This is a genomic window from Pseudarthrobacter sp. NKDBFgelt (assembly GCF_046097905.1).
GTDB classification, from domain to species: domain Bacteria; phylum Actinomycetota; class Actinomycetes; order Actinomycetales; family Micrococcaceae; genus Arthrobacter; species Arthrobacter polychromogenes.
Genome location: NZ_JBJURL010000088.1, coordinates 1 through 15,986 on the forward strand (window position 1 = coordinate 1; position 15,986 = coordinate 15,986).

The 15,986-nt window shown below is 65.0% G+C and carries 13 protein-coding genes; 9 read left to right on the forward strand and 4 right to left on the reverse strand.

What is annotated here, in order from left to right; translation table 11 throughout:
* Nucleotides 1–1,683 (forward strand): transketolase-like TK C-terminal-containing protein (locus ACKAE7_RS18055; protein ID WP_408979924.1); only part of this gene is annotated, 1,683 nt, incomplete at its 5' end.
* 127 nt (nt 1,684–1,810) lie between these two features.
* Here ACKAE7_RS18055 and ACKAE7_RS18060 read toward each other — a convergent pair.
* Nucleotides 1,811–2,437, reverse strand: a complete 627-nt coding sequence (locus ACKAE7_RS18060; RefSeq protein ID WP_408979925.1) for a uracil-DNA glycosylase — start codon at nt 2,435–2,437, stop codon at nt 1,811–1,813.
* 51 nt (nt 2,438–2,488) lie between these two features.
* Nucleotides 2,489–3,469, reverse strand: coding sequence for an aldo/keto reductase (locus ACKAE7_RS18065; RefSeq protein WP_408979926.1), 981 nt, complete (start codon nt 3,467–3,469; stop codon nt 2,489–2,491).
* Between the two features lie 217 nt (nt 3,470–3,686).
* Between ACKAE7_RS18065 and ACKAE7_RS18070 the strand changes: the two genes are divergently transcribed.
* The 3 genes from ACKAE7_RS18070 to xdhC are packed head-to-tail and all read left to right on the forward strand — an operon-like array spanning nt 3,687 to nt 8,384.
* Nucleotides 3,687–5,183, forward strand: a complete 1,497-nt coding sequence (locus ACKAE7_RS18070; RefSeq protein ID WP_408979927.1) for a xanthine dehydrogenase small subunit — start codon at nt 3,687–3,689, stop codon at nt 5,181–5,183.
* A complete protein-coding gene (gene xdhB / locus ACKAE7_RS18075; RefSeq protein WP_408979928.1) occupies nt 5,180–7,573 on the forward strand; it encodes a xanthine dehydrogenase molybdopterin binding subunit in 2,394 nt (797 codons plus the stop codon). Before ACKAE7_RS18070 ends, xdhB begins: the two co-directional genes overlap by 4 nt.
* A gap of 1 nt (nt 7,574) precedes the next feature.
* The gene (xdhC, locus tag ACKAE7_RS18080) at nt 7,575–8,384 is read left to right on the forward strand and encodes a xanthine dehydrogenase accessory protein XdhC (protein ID WP_190614265.1); all 810 of its coding nucleotides are present in this window, start codon (nt 7,575–7,577) and stop codon (nt 8,382–8,384) included.
* Here xdhC and ACKAE7_RS18085 read toward each other — a convergent pair.
* Nucleotides 8,376–8,555 (reverse strand): hypothetical protein, encoded by a 180-nt coding sequence (locus ACKAE7_RS18085; RefSeq protein WP_188813031.1) that lies wholly within the window; start codon nt 8,553–8,555, stop codon nt 8,376–8,378. The two genes, xdhC and ACKAE7_RS18085, sit on opposite strands and share 9 nt — an antisense overlap.
* Nucleotides 8,556–8,934: 379 nt before the next feature.
* On the opposite strand from ACKAE7_RS18085, the gene pucL reads away from it, so the two are divergent.
* Nucleotides 8,935–9,843 (forward strand): factor-independent urate hydroxylase, encoded by a 909-nt coding sequence (gene pucL, locus ACKAE7_RS18090; protein WP_188813029.1) that lies wholly within the window; start codon nt 8,935–8,937, stop codon nt 9,841–9,843.
* Between the two features lie 183 nt (nt 9,844–10,026).
* Nucleotides 10,027–11,538 carry a nucleobase:cation symporter-2 family protein gene (locus tag ACKAE7_RS18095; protein ID WP_408979929.1) on the forward strand — a complete coding sequence of 504 codons (1,512 nt, stop codon included), beginning with the start codon at nt 10,027–10,029 and terminating at the stop codon, nt 11,536–11,538.
* A 152-nt stretch (nt 11,539–11,690) separates the two neighbouring features.
* Here ACKAE7_RS18095 and ACKAE7_RS18100 read toward each other — a convergent pair whose 3' ends face one another.
* Entirely contained in the window at nt 11,691–12,446 is a 756-nt protein-coding gene (locus tag ACKAE7_RS18100) for an IclR family transcriptional regulator (protein ID WP_188813025.1), read from the reverse strand.
* Nucleotides 12,447–12,666: 220 nt separating this feature from the next.
* On the opposite strand from ACKAE7_RS18100, the gene ACKAE7_RS18105 reads away from it, so the two are divergent.
* From ACKAE7_RS18105 to ACKAE7_RS18115, 3 genes are all read left to right on the forward strand, one after another.
* Complete coding sequence (locus ACKAE7_RS18105; RefSeq protein WP_188813023.1) at nt 12,667–14,118, forward strand: NAD-dependent malic enzyme; 1,452 nt, start codon at nt 12,667–12,669, stop codon at nt 14,116–14,118.
* A 37-nt stretch (nt 14,119–14,155) separates the two neighbouring features.
* Complete coding sequence (aceB, locus tag ACKAE7_RS18110) at nt 14,156–15,754, forward strand: malate synthase A (protein WP_408979930.1); 1,599 nt, start codon at nt 14,156–14,158, stop codon at nt 15,752–15,754.
* A 3-nt stretch (nt 15,755–15,757) separates the two neighbouring features.
* Nucleotides 15,758–15,986 (forward strand): DUF6986 family protein (locus tag ACKAE7_RS18115; RefSeq protein ID WP_408979931.1); only part of this gene is annotated, 229 nt, incomplete at its 3' end.

Below are 15,986 nucleotides of genomic sequence, written 5' to 3' on the forward strand. Positions count from 1 at the left end.
CTCGTCGCGGACCTCACCGATGACCAGATCTGGAACCTCAAACGCGGCGGCCACGACTACCGCAAGGTCTACGCCGCATACAAGGCAGCCACCGAATTCAAGGGCAAACCCACCGTCATCCTCGCCAAAACCGTCAAGGGCTACGGCCTCGGACCGCGGTTTGAAGGGCGTAATGCCACGCACCAGATGAAAAAGCTGACGGTTGAGGATTTAAAGGAGTTCCGGGACTACCTGCGGATCCCCATTACCGATACGCAACTGGAAGCGGATCCCTATTCCCCGCCGTACTACCACCCCGGGCATGATGCACCGGAGATCGTGTACCTCCATGAACGGCGGAGGGCCCTGGGCGGCGCCGTCCCTGAACGCCGGTCATCCCATGATGCCGTTGCGCTGCCAGGCCCCAAGACGTTTGACGTTGCCAAACGCGGCTCGGGCAAACAACAGGCCGCCACCACCATGGCTTTTGTCAGGCTCCTGAAAGACCTCATCAGGGACAGGAACTTCGGGCACCGGATCGTGCCTATCGTGCCCGACGAATCCCGGACCTTCGGCATGGATGCGTTCTTCCCCACCGCGAAGATCTATAACCCGGGCGGCCAGAACTACCTCTCCGTGGACCGCGACCTGGTCCTGGCCTACAAGGAATCCGCCCAGGGCCAGCTGATCCACCCCGGCATCAACGAAGCCGGCGCCGTGGCAGCGTTCACCGCCGCCGGCACCGCCTACGCCACCCACGGCGTGCCCCTGGTCCCGGTCTACGTGTTCTACTCCATGTTCGGCTTCCAGCGCACCGGCGATGCGTTCTGGGCAGCAGCAGACCAGATGACCCGCGGCTTCATCATCGGCGCCACCGCAGGACGGACCACCCTCACCGGCGAAGGACTCCAGCACGCCGACGGCCACTCCCCCCTCCTGGCCTCCACCAACCCCGCCGTCGTCACCTACGACCCCGCCTACGGCTACGAAATGGGCCACATCATCCGCGACGGCCTCGAACGCATGTACGGGGAAAAGTCCGACGGCGGCGCGGCAGGTTCGCAGGACCGGAACCTGATGTACTACCTCACCGTGTACAACGAGCCGATCACCCAGCCCGCCGAACCGGAGAACCTCGATGTGGAAGGTGTGCTGAAAGGCATCTACCGGGTGTCGGCGTCGGACCTTGCAGGACCGAAGACCCAGATCCTCGCCTCCGGCGTCTCCGTCCCCTGGGCCATCGAAGCCCAGCGGATCCTCGCCGAAGACTGGTCAGTCTCCGCCGACGTCTGGTCCGTGACCTCCTGGAACGAACTGCGCCGCGACGGACTCGCCGCCGAAGAGGAAGCCTTCCTCAACCCCGGCGAACCCGCCCGCGTCCCCTTCATCACCCAGCAGCTCGAAGGAGCCACCGGACCCGTCGTCGCCGTCTCCGACTACATGAAAGCCGTCCCGGACCAGATCCGCCAATTCGTCCCCAACGAATTCGCCACCCTCGGCGCCGACGGATTCGGTTTCTCCGACACCCGCGCCGCAGCCCGCCGCTTCTTCAAGAACGACACCCACTCCATCGTGGTCAAAGCGCTGCAAATGCTCGCGGCGAGGGGCGAGGTCGAGGAGGGGGCGCCGTCGTACGCCATGGACCGCTACAAACTCCTGGACGTCAGCGCCGGAACCACCGGCGGGGCCGGCGGCGACGCCTGAGCCAACAAGAGTTTTTGTCCAGATGTGCAGGCTTCCAGGGCCCGGAACCCTGCATATCTGGACAAAAACTCCATGAGGGTGTGGCTATGCGCAACACGGAGGCGCCGGAGCGGCTCTGTCGGCTGGACTAGGTGGTAATTGTTCCGGCGAGGAGCAACTCCTCCAGGCCGCGCTTGAAGCCGGAGCGTCCGCCGTGGGCGGGATGCCGGACCTTGGGCGCATCCACGCCGCTGGCCTGCAGGCTTCGGTGCGCGATGTTCCCCACGGCGACCACTGCCTCAATGCCAAACAGCTCCACCAGCGACTGCCAGTAGGGTGTGCCCAGCTTTGCTTCCGTTATTCGCGGCGTCCGGTTGGACTGCGGTTCTCCCGGCACGTGGGTGTGCCACGGACAGGCGCTCCACAGCAGGGGCAGGAAATCCAGTTCCGCCAGGACCTCCCACATCACCGTTGCCGTCGGCTCGGCAGCCACACCCTCCGCCTCGGCGGGCAGGGCATATCCTTTGCCCGGCCCGAAAAGGCCGAAGGTGTTGGCCGGTCCCTGGAACATGGTGCGGTTGGTGAACGGCACGCCAGTGATCCGCATGCCCCTGAAACCGGGGGCTTCGCCCAGCAGCAGCACCCTCGGCGAACGGTCCAGCATCTCGGAGAGGTAAAGCTCAAGGTTGCGCCGGCGCACGGCATTGCCCGGGTGGCTGTAGGCAAGGAAGTTGTTTCGGCCCGGCACCGTGGGCACTGCCGCGAGCCGGTCCACAAAAGACCTTATGGAACGGTCTGTCACCGGAGTGCTCCCCAGCGAACGGGGCTACCAGCGCGGGTGGATGGCTTCGCGGAAGTAGTGGTCGTAAATCCAGCGGACGCCGGCGTCGAACTCTTCGCTGATCTGCACGGAGGCAGCCGCAGCGTTTGCGGATGCCTGCTCCACGTTGCGCGCGCCGGGAATCACGGAAGTGACGCCGTCCTGGGCCGCAATCCAGGCGATGGCCGCCTGGGCGGTGGTGGCCCCGGACGGAACCAGCTGCTCGAACTCGGCCACGGCTTTGAGTCCGAGCTCGTAGTCCACGCCGGAGAAGGTCTCGCCGACGTCGAACTTGTCACCCTGGCGGTTGTAGTTCCGGTGGTCGTTCTCCGCGAAAGTGGTTTCCTTTGAGTACTTGCCGGACAGGAGGCCGGAAGCGAGCGGCACACGGGCGATGATGCCCACGTTGGCCGCCTTCGCTGCGGGAAGGACCTCGTCCAGGGGCTTGAGGCGGAAAGCGTTCAGGATGATCTGGACCGAGGCGGTGCCAGGGTGCTTGATCGCTTCCAGCGCCTCATCCGTGCGCTCCACGCTGACGCCGTAGTTGCGGATGGCGCCCTCGGACACCAAGGTGTCCAAGGCGTCGTAGACCTCGGAGGTGCTGTACACCGGGGTGGGCGGGCAGTGCAGCTGGACCAGGTCCAGGGTGTCGGTGCCCAGGTTCTTCCTGGACCGGTCCACCCACTGGCGGAAGTTGGCCAGCGTGTAGTTCTCCGGCTGCTGGTCCATGCGCCGGCCCATCTTAGTGGCAACCGTGATGTCCAGGCCCGGGTTGTCCGCAAGGAACTTCCCGATGGCCTGCTCGCTCTTGCCGTCGCCGTAGACGTCGGCGGTGTCGAAGAAGTTCACGCCGGCTTCCGCGGACGCCGCCAGGATGGCCTGGGCCTGTGCCGGGTCAACGTTGCCCCAGTCCGCGCCAAGCTGCCAGGTGCCGAGCCCCACGACGGAGACGTTACGTCCGGTCTTGCCTAAAATCCGCTGTTCCATCCCTCGACTATATGGGGTGCCCGGTGGGAGGCCGGAATTTTACGGGGTGCCGCCGCCGCGCCGAGGGACCATCCGGATTCTGGAAAATCGCTTCCATACAGAAAGGTAAGCTTACTCACATTGAACAGCCGACATTCTGGCAGCGCTGGGATACATTTCCCGTCACCAGGGTTTGGTTTTAGGCGCGTCGGTCCGGTTCGTATGGGGAGCGTGAAACATGGACGGAATAGAGATATTCGTCAACGGGCAGGCCCGGGACTGCAGCAGGACCAGCCCGCACACGAGGCTCCTTGACTGGCTTCGGGCGGAAGGCCTCACAGGAGCTAAGGAAGGCTGCGCGGAGGGCGAGTGCGGGGCATGTGCCGTCCTGGTGGCCAGGCCGGACGGACCCGAGGGGAGCCGCTGGACATCCCTGAACTCGTGCCTGCCTCCCGCGCTGGCGTTCGACGGGCAGGAGATCGTCACCGCGGAGGGCCTGGGTACCGCAGCCGGGCCGTGTTCCGGAGAAGACCTGCATCCCGTCCAGCGTGAAATGGCGGACCGCGGCGGTTCCCAGTGTGGATACTGCACACCGGGGTTCATCTGCTCCATGGCGGCTGAGTACTACCGTCCGGACCGGCGCCCCGGGCAGGGCAGGAAAGAAACCGGATCCCGCGAGGTAGGCGAGCAGCATGCCACCGATCACGAATGCGGTCCGAACGGCTTCGACCTCCACGCGCTCAGCGGCAACCTCTGCCGGTGCACCGGCTACCGCCCCATCAGGGACGCAGCCTATGCGCTCGGGAATCCCCTGGACGCAGACCCCTTGCTGGACCGGCAGAACCGGCCTGCCCCGCCCGTCAAGCACACCAGGACGGGCGGCGGAGCACAATTCCTCCGCCCTGAAACCCTTGGTGAAGCCCTGAAGGTCATGCAGGAAAGCCCGGAGGCAAAGCTGGTGGCAGGGGCAACGGACCTCGGCGTGGAGGTAAACCTCCGGCACTCCCGTCCGCCCCTGCTCCTTGCCATCGATCGGCTGGAAGAGCTGCGGACTTTATCGTTCGACGACGGCCGGGTTGAGATCGGCGCAGCCCTCACCCTTTCCGAGGTGGAACGGGGCCTCGACGGCCGTCTGCCTCTCCTGGCCCAGCTGTTTCCCCAATTTGCGTCCCGCCTGATCCGCAATGCAGCCACCTTGGGCGGGAACCTTTCTACGGGCTCACCGATCGGCGACTCCGCACCGGCGCTCCTCGCCATGGACGCCACAGTTGTCCTGTGCTCGCTCGACGGCGAGCGCGAAGTCCCGCTGTCCGAGTACTACACGGGGTACCGGCAGAGCGTCCGGAAGCCCCACGAGCTGCTCCGCGCAGTACGGATCCCGCTGCCACTGGCCGAAAGCACCGCGTTCTACAAAATCTCCAAACGGCGCTTCGACGACATCTCAAGTGTCTCGGCTGCCATCGCGCTGCAGGTGGCAGACGGCGTCGTAAATTCGGCCCGAATTGGCCTCGGCGGCGTGGCAGCCACGCCGATCCGGGCCTTCGCTACGGAAGAATCATTGACGGGCCAGCCCTGGACCGCGGACACTGTAGCCACGGCGGCGGGCGTCATGGCCGGCGAGGGAACCCCGATCGACGACATGCGCGCGAGCGCACTCTACCGGCAGGCAATGCTGAGGCAGGCACTCCTCAAGTTCCATGCCGAAAAGGCTACGGCGTTGGAGGCAGCCAAGTGAAGTCCCTGGCAGACCGTCCAGTCAACCCGGTGGTGGGGGTCCCTGTTTCCCACGAGAGCGCCGCCGCACACGTGACCGGAACAGCCCTCTACACTGACGACCTCCTTGTCCGTTCCCGGAATGTCCTGCACGCCTGGCCTGTCCAGACACCGCACGCCCATGCCCTGATAATCGGCATGGACACCAGGCCCGCACTCAAGGTTCCTGGCGTAGTCAAGGTACTGACGGCGTCGGACGTTCCCGGCGTCAACGACGCCGGCGTAAAGCATGACGAGCCGCTCTTTCCCAGCGAGGTCATGTTCCATGGCCATGCCGTGTGCTGGGTGCTGGGCGAATCATTGGAAGCGGCACGGCTGGGTGCGGAGGCCATGGAGGTCGAGTACCAGCCGCTGCCTTCGCTCCTGACGCTCACTGATGCAATGGCGGCAGGGAGCTTCCAAGGGAACCAGCCGACAGTTGCGCGCGGCGAACCGGACTCCGCCTTAATAAACGCGGCCCACCGGTTCAGCGGCGAGTTTGAATTCGGCGGCCAGGAGCACTTCTACCTTGAGACGCAGGCGTCCTTCGCGTACATCGATGAAGGCGGGCAGGTGTTTGTGCAGTCCAGCACGCAGCACCCGTCCGAGACGCAGGAAATCGTGGCGCACGTCCTGGGACTCGCCAACCACGAAGTGACAGTGCAGTGCCTCCGGATGGGCGGGGGTTTTGGCGGCAAGGAGATGCAGCCGCACGGCTTCGCTGCCATCGCAGCCCTGGGTGCAAGCCTGACCGGACGCCCCGTGCGCGTCCGCCTCAACCGGACCCAGGACATCACCTTGACCGGCAAGCGCCATCCGTTCCATGCACGCTGGGAAGCAGGATTCGACGACGACGGCCGCCTCCAGGCGCTCAAGGCCACCCTTACGAGCGACGGCGGCTGGAGCCTGGACCTCTCCGAGCCCGTCCTGGCAAGGGCAATGTGCCACATCGACAACGCGTACTACATCCCCAACATTGAAGTGCACGGCCAGGTAGCCAAGACCAACAAGACATCGCAGACAGCGTTTCGCGGCTTTGGCGGACCCCAGGGGATGCTGGTGATCGAGGACCTCCTGGGCCGGTGCGCACCGCTGCTGGGCATTGACCCGGCTGAGCTGCGGTCCCGCAACTTCTACGAACCTGGACAGAGCACCCCGTACGGGCAGCCCGTGCGCCACGCCGAAAGGCTCACTGCAATCTGGCAGTCGCTCCTGGACCGAGCAGACGTGGCGCAGCGGCGCGCTGACATCTCGGAATTCAACGCCGCCCACCCGAACATCAAACGGGCCATCGCGATGACGCCCGTGAAGTTTGGCATCTCCTTCAACCTCACAGCCTTCAACCAGGCCGGCGCGCTTGTCCACGTGTATAAGGACGGATCGGTGCTCATCAACCACGGGGGCACCGAGATGGGCCAGGGCCTGCACACCAAGATGCGCCAGGTTGCCGCGACGGCGCTGGGCGTGCCCCTTTCATTCATCAGGTTGGCGCCGACACGGACGGACAAGGTACCGAACACGTCCGCGACTGCCGCCAGTTCCGGCGCTGACCTCAACGGCGGGGCGGTCAAGAACGCCTGCGAGCAGATCAGTTCCCGGCTCGCAGAGGTAGCTGCCCGGAAGCTCAACATCCACCCGGACGATGTGCGCTTCGACGACGGCAAGGTGACCGGGATCGGGTTCCATGACCGCCACCTCAGTTTCGCCGAGGTAGCTCGCGACGCGTACTTCCAGCGGGTCCCGCTCTGGGCGGCGGGGTACTACCGGACAGAGGGACTGCACTGGGACAGCGCCCGCATGCAGGGTGAGCCATTCAAGTACTTCAGTTACGGCGCAGCGGTCACGGAGGTGGAGGTGGACCGCTTCACGGGCGCTTACCGGCAGCTGCGTGCCGACATAGTGCACGACGTCGGCGACAGCCTTTCGCCGTTGATCGACGTCGGGCAGATTGAAGGCGGTTTCGTCCAGGGTGCCGGCTGGCTGACCCTTGAGGACCTGCGGTGGGACGTGTCCGACGGCGACGGGCGGGGACGCCTGACAACCCAGTCGGCCAGCACCTACAAGCTGCCGAGCTTCTCCGAAATGCCGGAGCAGTTCAACGTCCACCTTTTTGAACGGGCCACAGAAAGCGGTGTCGTCTACGGCTCGAAGGCTGTAGGAGAGCCGCCGCTTATGCTGGCCATCAGCGTGCGCGAGGCGTTGCGGGAAGCGGTGGCGGCCTTCGGTTCCGGCGGCACCGCCGTGGAACTGGCCAGCCCGGCAACACCGGAAGCGGTGTTTTGGGCCCTTGAACGGGTCAGGGCGTCCTCACCTTCCTCCAACGACCAGGAGCGCGACACAGTCCGCCCGCCGGTCCCGACGTCAGCGCTGTGACATGGACTGGCTCGAAGCCCTGCAGCACCTGAGGTCAGCAGGGTTACCTGGTGTCCTGGCGACGGTTACCGAAGTCCGCGGCCACGCGCCGCGGGAGGCCGGCGCCAAAATGGTGGTGGGCACAGAGTCAACGTGGGGCAGCATCGGCGGCGGCAATCTCGAGGCGACGGTGGTGGACCAGGCCCGGGACATGATGGCCAAGGGCATCTACGTACCCCACAACGCCGAGTTCGCGCTGAATGAGCACGCAACCACGGAGCACGGGCGGCAGTGCTGCGGCGGGAAGGTACGGGTGCTGCTTGAACCCTTCCTGTCCCTTCCCGTGGTGGCAATTTTCGGCGTCGGGCATGTTGGGTACGAGCTCGGGCGCATCCTTTCGCGCCTGCCCATGACCCTGTATCTGGTGGACAGCCGAGGCGAACAACTTGATCCTGCACGGCTGCGTGACGTGGCTTCGGGTGTTGCCGACGTCCGGGCGGTGCACACCCCTGTCCCGGACTCGTTCCTTGGCGACCTGCCACGCGGCACGCACGTCTTCATCATGAGTCACGACCACTCCGAGGATTTTCTTCTCTGCCACGCCGCCCTGCGCCGCGGCGACCTCGGGAGCATCGGGCTGATTGGTTCGCGTGCCAAGTGGCTGCGGTTCCGGCAGAAGCTGGCAGCGGAAGGGTTTGCGGACCCGGAGATTGACCGGATCCAGTGCCCAATAGGACTGCCGGACGTGAGGGGAAAGGCGCCCGCGGTTATTGCGGTGAGCGCCGCGGCGGCCCTGCTCGGCAGCCTGCCGTCCGCCCAGCCCTCACAGTGAGTTCTGGCGTCCGAAGACCGGGAGCGCACGCAACCAGCGCGAGAAACCGCCGGCGGGCCGGTCGCAATCGGCCGGGATGTAAAAGTCCGGGTCAGTGCCGCCGTACGGGTGGTACAGCTCCTGGCCGGGAGCCGGAAACTCGGCCACGGGCTTTGTATCCTGCAGTTCCATCTCGTCCTCCTTCCGTTCGCAATAGGTGTTCATGATTCCGCAGTGCGGAAAATAAATATTGTTATATGGAAAGAGTAAGCTTCGCGATGAGCAGGGTCAAGGGGCGCACCTCCCCGGCCACGGCCGGCCCCGCACCACCTCAGTCACAAACCAATTTTTAGATTTGTGATGTACACCACCGCAGGACTGAGCTACGCTGAATGTCAATTCGTGGCGCGAGTCACGTAACCTGGGAGCAGCAGGCAGGGTCGTAATGAGCTGACATCAATCGATGTCGGCTCTTTTTTGTGGGCCGACGGTACAAGAAACGTGCGGGAAACGCGCGCTTAATTTCTATGCGGGACCGTGGTCCCACATACCTGAAGTTGGGAATCTGACCATGAGCAGCAACATCATCCTCGGCCACAACCAGTTCGGAAAGGCCGAAGTCCGGGTCGTCAAAATCACCCGCGACACGGACCGCCACGAAATCGAAGATTTGAACGTCACCTCGCAGCTCCGCGGTGACTTCGCGGCCGCCCACCTCGCAGGCGACAACGCCCACGTGGTGCCCACCGACACCCAGAAGAACACCGTCTACGCCTTTGCCCGTGAAGGTGTCGGTTCGCCGGAAGCCTTCCTGCTGCGCCTCGGCGAGCACTTCACGTCCAGCTTTGACTGGGTTACCGGTGGACGCTGGGAAGCCGAGTCCTACAGCTGGAACCGGATCCAGGCACACGGCGCCGAGCACGACCACTCCTTCGTGCGCAACGGCCAGGAAGTCCGCACGGCCGTCCTGGTCCGGGATGGCGCCACGGAACACCTGATTTCCGGCCTCAAGGACCTTACCGTCCTCAAGTCCACCCAGTCCGGCTTCGCCGGCTACCCCAAGGACAAGTACACCACCCTCGCGGAAACAACGGACCGGATCCTGGCCACCGACGTCTCTGCGCGCTGGCGCTTCAAGACCGGCACCGACTTCAGCACCATCGATTTCAACAAGGGCTACGACGACGTCAAAGCCCTCCTGCTGGAAGGCTTCACGGAGAAGTACTCCCACGCCCTTCAGCAGACCCTCTTCGACATGGGCACCAAGGTCCTGGAAGCCCACAGCGAGATCGACGAGATCAAGTTCTCGATGCCCAACAAGCACCACTTCCTCGTGGACCTCTCCCCGTTTGGCCTCGACAACCCCAACGAGGTCTTCTACGCGGCGGACCGGCCGTACGGCCTGATCGAGGCCACCGTCCAGCGCGAGGACGCCGCCCCGGCGGACATCGCCTGGTCCGGCATCGCCGGCTTCTGCTAGGCCCGCAGCACCACTAACTCCATCCGGTCCGGAGTTTTTGTCCAGATATGACGGCTTCTGAGCACCTGAAGTCCGCAGACGTGGACAAAAACTCCGGACCCGCACCGAACGTCTTTCAGCACCACCGTTAGCCAGACAACGTTAGCCAGACGATGACGTCTGCCATGAACCAGAAAGTCTGCCATGAACATCAAGAACACCCTCAAAGCCGACGCCAAGAAGCACGGCAAGCGCCCTGCCTCCCACCGGCCGGAGGACGAACGCCTTTCCATAGGGAGCAGCTTTGCCTACGGCTTCCAGCACGTCCTCACCATGTACGGCGGCATCATCGCCGTCCCCCTGATTGTGGGCCAGGCCGCGGGCCTCTCCCCTGCCGACATCGGCATCCTTATTGCCGCGGCGCTCTTCATGGGCGGTCTGGCCACCCTGCTGCAGACCATCGGCGTTCCGTTCTTTGGCTCCCAGCTTCCCCTGGTGCAGGGTGTGTCCTTCGCCAGTGTCGCCACCATGGTGGCCATCGTCAGCGGCGGCGGCGGATTGCCGGCCGTCTTCGGCGCGGTCATCATATCGGCGGCCATCGGCCTGCTGATCGCCCCGGTCTTTTCCAAGATCGTGCGGTTTTTCCCGCCGGTAGTGACCGGCACGGTCATCACCACCATCGGCCTTACGCTCATGCCCGTCGCCGCCAACTGGGCCATGGGCGGCAACCGGAATGCAGAGAATTACGGCAGTATGGCCAACATCGGCCTCGCCGCCGTCACGCTGGTCCTGGTGCTTCTCCTGAGCAAGGTGGGCAGCGCCACCATTTCCCGTCTGTCCATCCTCCTCGCCATGGTGGGCGGCACCGTCATCGCCGTCGTTACCGGCATGGCGGACTTCTCCAAGGTGGGTCAAGGACCCATCGCGGCCTTCCCCACCCCGTTCCATCTCGGCGCACCCACCTTCGAAATCGCCGCCATCATCTCCATGGTGATCGTGGTGCTGGTCATCCTCACGGAGACAATGGCAGACATACTGGCAGTCGGTGAAATCGTCGGGACCAAAGTCGATTCGAAGCGGATCGCCGCAGGACTCCGTGCCGATATGGGATCCAGCCTGATCGCCCCGATCTTCGGCTCGTTCACCCAAAGCGCATTCGCACAAAACGTCGGCCTGGTGGCTGTCACCAAAATCAAGAGCCGCTACGTTGTAGCCGCCGGCGGCGTCATTCTGGTGATCCTGGGCCTGCTGCCCGTCATGGGCCGAGTCGTCGCAGCAGTCCCCACCGCGGTTCTGGGCGGAGCAGGAATTGTCCTGTTCGGCACGGTGGCCGCCAGCGGCATCCGGACGCTCGCCAAGGTGGAGTACAAGAACAACATGAACCTCATCATCGTGGCGGCGTCCATCGGTTTTGGCATGATCCCCATCGCCGCGCCCACCTTCTACGACCAGTTTCCGTCCTGGTTCAGCACCATCTTCCACTCCGGCATCAGCTCGGCCGCCGTCATGGCCATTCTGCTGAACCTGTTGTTCAACCACCTTCAGGCGGGCAACTCCGAAAACCAGTCTGTATTCGTGGCCGGCACCGGACGGGTGGTCCGGGAGGAGGACCTCAAGTGCCTGGCCGACGGCGACCGCTTCGAAGGCGGCAAGCTCATCGACTGCGACGGCAAGGAAGTTCCGGTCCAGTCATCCGAAAAGGCATCAGACCACTAGGAACGCCGGAGCAGCAGGAACACGGCATGAGAAAGCGGCGGCGGCCCGTCCCGGAAAGGGCGGGCCGCCGCCGTCGTCAGGGCGGAGATTTTGTCCACATCTGCAGGGCAAACGGGCCTTTAAGTCTGCATATCTGGACAAAAACTCCTGGGTCAGGTGCGGTTCATCTCCAGGGAGATGGCTTCGGCAGCCTCACGGAGGACGGGCACCGCCTTGTCGGCGAAGTGCTCGTCCACACGGGACACGGGGCCGGAAACCGAAATAGCGGTGGGAGTGGGGGCGTTGGGCACAGCCATCGCGAAGCAGCGGACACCCAGTTCCTGCTCCTCCTCGTCAATGGAGTAGCCGCGTTCCCGGATGAGCTTGAGGTCGGCCAGGAGGTCGTCAACGTCCCCGATGCTCTTGGGCGTGGGGGTGGGCATCCCGGCGCGGGTGACGATGCCGCGGACCACGTCGTCGTCCAGCTGGGCCAGGATGGCCTTGCCGACGCCGGTGGCATGGGTATGGGCACGCCGGCCCACCTCGGTGAACATGCGCATGGCGTGGAGCGAGGGCACCTGCGCCACATAGATGACCATGTCCGAGTCGAGCACGGCCATGTTGGACGTCTCCCCGAGCCGGTCCACGAGGGTTTTCAGCTGCGGCCGTGCCACGGCGCCAAGCTGCTTGTTGGCTCCTTCACCCAGCCGGATGAGCCGCGGGCCCAGGGCGTAGCGCCGGTTGGGCAGCTGGCGGATGTAGCCCAGCGACACCAGGGTGCGCAACAGGCGGTGGATGGTGGGCAGGGGCAGGTCGGTTGATGAGGAGAGCTCACTGAGCGTCACGTCGCCGCCGGCGTCCGTGATGAGCTCCAGCAGCTCAAAAACGCGCTCCACCGACTGCACGCCGCCTGAGGCTTTTTCTGCCATTCCGTTGTCTCCTACGGCTCGGAATCCGACAACTCTTATCCGCATCGTGAAAGAGCTGCTTAGAACACCCAAGATACAGCACGGCATCTGCACCCGCGATGCTCTTACCCCGGATAGCCACCAAGGGCTTGTAATTCCATCTTGTAGATAATAATATCCATAATACGAAAACATTCGGATTTCGAAGAAGCCCGGACAGGGCCCAACAGGAGGACATTCAATGGCGAACCCCAGCCCCGGAAACTCGATCACCCTGCGCGTGGAAGCTCCGTCCAGCTTCAGCGCCACCAGCGAGCTTGCCGCCGCAGTAGGAGCGGCCGGCGCCGCCATTACCGCCCTGGACGTCACGGAGTCCCACCACGAGACACTCGTGGTGGACGTCACCTGCAACACCACCGACGACGCCCACGCCGCGCGCGTCAAGGACTCCCTCAATGCGCTCGACGGCGTCACGGTCCAGCATGTTTCGGACCGCACCTTCCTGATGCACCTCGGCGGCAAGCTGGAGGTCGTCCCCAAGGTAGCCCTGCGCAACCGCGACGATCTCTCCCGGGCCTACACTCCCGGCGTCGCACGCGTGTGCCTTGCCATCGCCGAGGATCCCGCAGCTGCCCGCAACCTGACCGTCAAGCGCAACACCATCGCCGTACTCACCGACGGTTCGGCCGTTCTTGGCCTGGGCAACATCGGCCCCGCCGCTGCCCTTCCCGTGATGGAAGGCAAGGCCGCCCTGTTCAAGCAGTTCGCCAACGTTGACGCCTGGCCGGTCTGCCTGGACACCCAGGACACCGAAGAAATCATCATGATCGCCAAAGCCATGGCGCCCGTCTACGGCGGCATCAACCTTGAGGACATCGCGGCCCCGCGCTGCTTCGAAATCGAGAACAGGCTCCGCGAGGAACTGGACATTCCCGTGTTCCACGATGACCAGCACGGCACCGCCATCGTGACGCTCGCCGCCCTGGTCAACGCCCTGCGCGTCGTGGGCAAGAAGCTCTCCGAGGTCAAAATCGTGGTTTCGGGCGTCGGCGCTGCCGGTTCCGCCATCATCCAGCTCCTCAAAGCCCAGGGCGCACAGCACATCGTCGCCGCCGGCCGCTCCGGGGCCATCCACTCGGGCCAGGAGTACGGGGACGAGCACCGCAGCTGGATCGCCGCGAACACCAACCAGGAGGGTTTCTCCGGCACGCTGCATGAGGCCCTCAAGGGAGCGGACGTCTTCATCGGCGTCAGCGCTCCCCACGTGATCGGCGAGGAGCAGGTGGCCTCCATGGCCAAGGACGCCATCGTGTTCGCCATGGCCAACCCGACGCCGGAAATCGACCCCGTTATCGCTGCCAAGCACGCCGCCGTAGTGGCAACCGGCCGCAGCGACTTCCCCAACCAGATCAACAACGTCCTGGCATTCCCCGGCTTCTTCCGCGGCCTGCTGGACGCGGGAGCCTCGGACATTACGCCCGAGATGCTGGTGGCCGCCGCGGAGGCGATCGCCAACCGGGTTGCTGACGACGAGCTCAATGCCAGCTACATTATCCCCAGCGTCTTCGATCCCCATGTTGCCGCTGACGTGGCTGCAGCCGTGGCCGCGGCCGCCCGCAATGCCGACGCGGCACATGCGGCGGAACCGGCAGCCAGGGCCGTGCAGCCTGAAGCCGCCCTGGCCCGCGCCTGATTCACCGCCTGACTTCAGCACAAGGAAAGGACCAGAAATGGCCATCACTGTCACAGACCCCCGGCCCATCGACCGCGCGGAGGAGATCCTCACCCCGGAGGCGCTGGCGTTCGTCGAGGAGCTCCACCGGCGTTTTGCCGGCACCCGCAACGAGCTCCTGGCGGCCAGGGCCGGCAAGCGCCAGCGGGTGGCCGAGACCGGAAAACTGGACTTCCTGCCGGAGACGCAGGACGTGCGCGACGGCGACTGGAAAGTTGCGCCCGCACCCACACCGCTGCAGGACCGCCGGGTCGAAATGACCGGGCCGGCCTCACCGGCGAAGATGGCCATCAATGCCCTGAACTCCGGCGCCAAGGTGTGGCTCGCGGACCTCGAGGACGCCAGTACACCCACCTGGGCCAATGTCATCGACGCCATCCTCAACCTCCGCGACGCCGCCCAGGGCACCCTCAGCTACACCTCAGAGGAAGGCAAGGAGTACAGGCTCCGCACGGACGCGCCGCTCGCCGTCGTGGTGGCCCGCCCCCGCGGCTGGCACATGCCGGAGAAGCACCTGCTGTTCGACGGTGAACCGGGCGTGGGTGCCCTGGTGGACTTTGGCCTGCACTTCTTCCACGTTGCGAAGCAGCTGGTGGAGAACGGCCAGGGGCCGTACTACTACCTGCCCAAGATGGAGAGCCACCTCGAGGCGCGGCTGTGGAACGACGTCTTCGTCTTCGCGCAGGATTACCTGGGCCTGGGCCGGGGGACCGTCCGCGCCACCGTCCTGATCGAGACCATCCCGGCCGCGTTCGAAATGGACGAGATTCTCTATGAACTGCGGGACCACGCCGCGGGCCTGAACGCCGGCCGCTGGGACTACCTGTTCAGCATTATCAAGTACTTCCGCGATGCCGGCGAGGAGTTCGTGCTGCCGGACCGCGCCTCGGTGGCCATGACGGCTCCATTCATGCGCGCCTACACCGAGCTGCTGGTCAAGACCTGCCACAAGCGCGGGGCCTTCGCCATGGGCGGCATGGCCGCCGTCATCCCCAACCGCCGCCACCCTGAGGTGACCGAGGCTGCCTTCGCCAAGGTCCGCGCGGACAAGACGCGTGAGGCCAACGACGGCTTCGACGGCTCCTGGGTTGCCCACCCGGACCTGGTCCCCACCTGCCGCGAGGTATTCGATTCGGTGCTGGGTGACAAGCCGAACCAGCTGGACAAGCAGCGCCCGGAGGTTTCAGTGACCGCGGAACAGCTGCTGGACGTGGCGTCCGCCGAAGGCCAGGTGACGGAGTCCGGCCTGCGCCTCAACCTCTATGTGGCCATTGCCTACACGGCGGTATGGCTCTCCGGAAACGGGGCGGTTGCCATCCATAACCTCATGGAGGATGCCGCCACGGCAGAAATCTCCCGCTCGCAGGTATGGCAGCAGATCCGCAACAAGTCCGTCCTGGCGGACACGGGCAACACCGTGACCCGCGAGCTGGTGGAGCGGATCCTGGCCGAGGAAACCGAGCGGCTGCGCACGGAATTCGGCGACGAAGCCTTCCGCCGCTACTACCAGCCTGCCAGCGAACTGATCGCCGGCATCTGCCTCTCGGAGGACTACACAGACTTCCTTACCACCCCGGCCTACGAACTGGTGGGCTGAGGCATGGCGGAAACACCCAAGCCGTCCTTGTCCGTAGGCGACCTGGTGAACATCGACGGGCAGCTCGCCGCGACGGACCGCCTGCTTGAGCGGAACTACCCGGGCGACGACGGCTCCCGCCAGCCCGTCCACACCGTGTACGTCCCCGCGGACCGGTTTACGCCGTCGTTCGCTGCTGACTGGGGCGCGCAGGCGCTGGCCACGGCGGCCGGCCACGGCGGGCTGGGACGCC

Coding starts and splice junctions, on each gene's coding strand:
- ACKAE7_RS18065 (WP_408979926.1), bottom strand. CDS start 3,469: ATGGAACAGCGGATTTTAGGCAAGACCGGACGTAACGTCTCCGTCGTG.
- ACKAE7_RS18070 (WP_408979927.1), top strand. CDS start 3,687: ATGGACGGAATAGAGATATTCGTCAACGGGCAGGCCCGGGACTGCAGC.
- xdhC (WP_190614265.1), top strand. CDS start 7,575: ATGGACTGGCTCGAAGCCCTGCAGCACCTGAGGTCAGCAGGGTTACCT.
- ACKAE7_RS18085 (WP_188813031.1), bottom strand. CDS start 8,555: ATGGAACTGCAGGATACAAAGCCCGTGGCCGAGTTTCCGGCTCCCGGC.
- pucL (WP_188813029.1), top strand. CDS start 8,935: ATGAGCAGCAACATCATCCTCGGCCACAACCAGTTCGGAAAGGCCGAA.
- ACKAE7_RS18095 (WP_408979929.1), top strand. CDS start 10,027: ATGAACATCAAGAACACCCTCAAAGCCGACGCCAAGAAGCACGGCAAG.
- ACKAE7_RS18100 (WP_188813025.1), bottom strand. CDS start 12,446: ATGGCAGAAAAAGCCTCAGGCGGCGTGCAGTCGGTGGAGCGCGTTTTT.
- ACKAE7_RS18105 (WP_188813023.1), top strand. CDS start 12,667: ATGGCGAACCCCAGCCCCGGAAACTCGATCACCCTGCGCGTGGAAGCT.
- aceB (WP_408979930.1), top strand. CDS start 14,156: ATGGCCATCACTGTCACAGACCCCCGGCCCATCGACCGCGCGGAGGAG.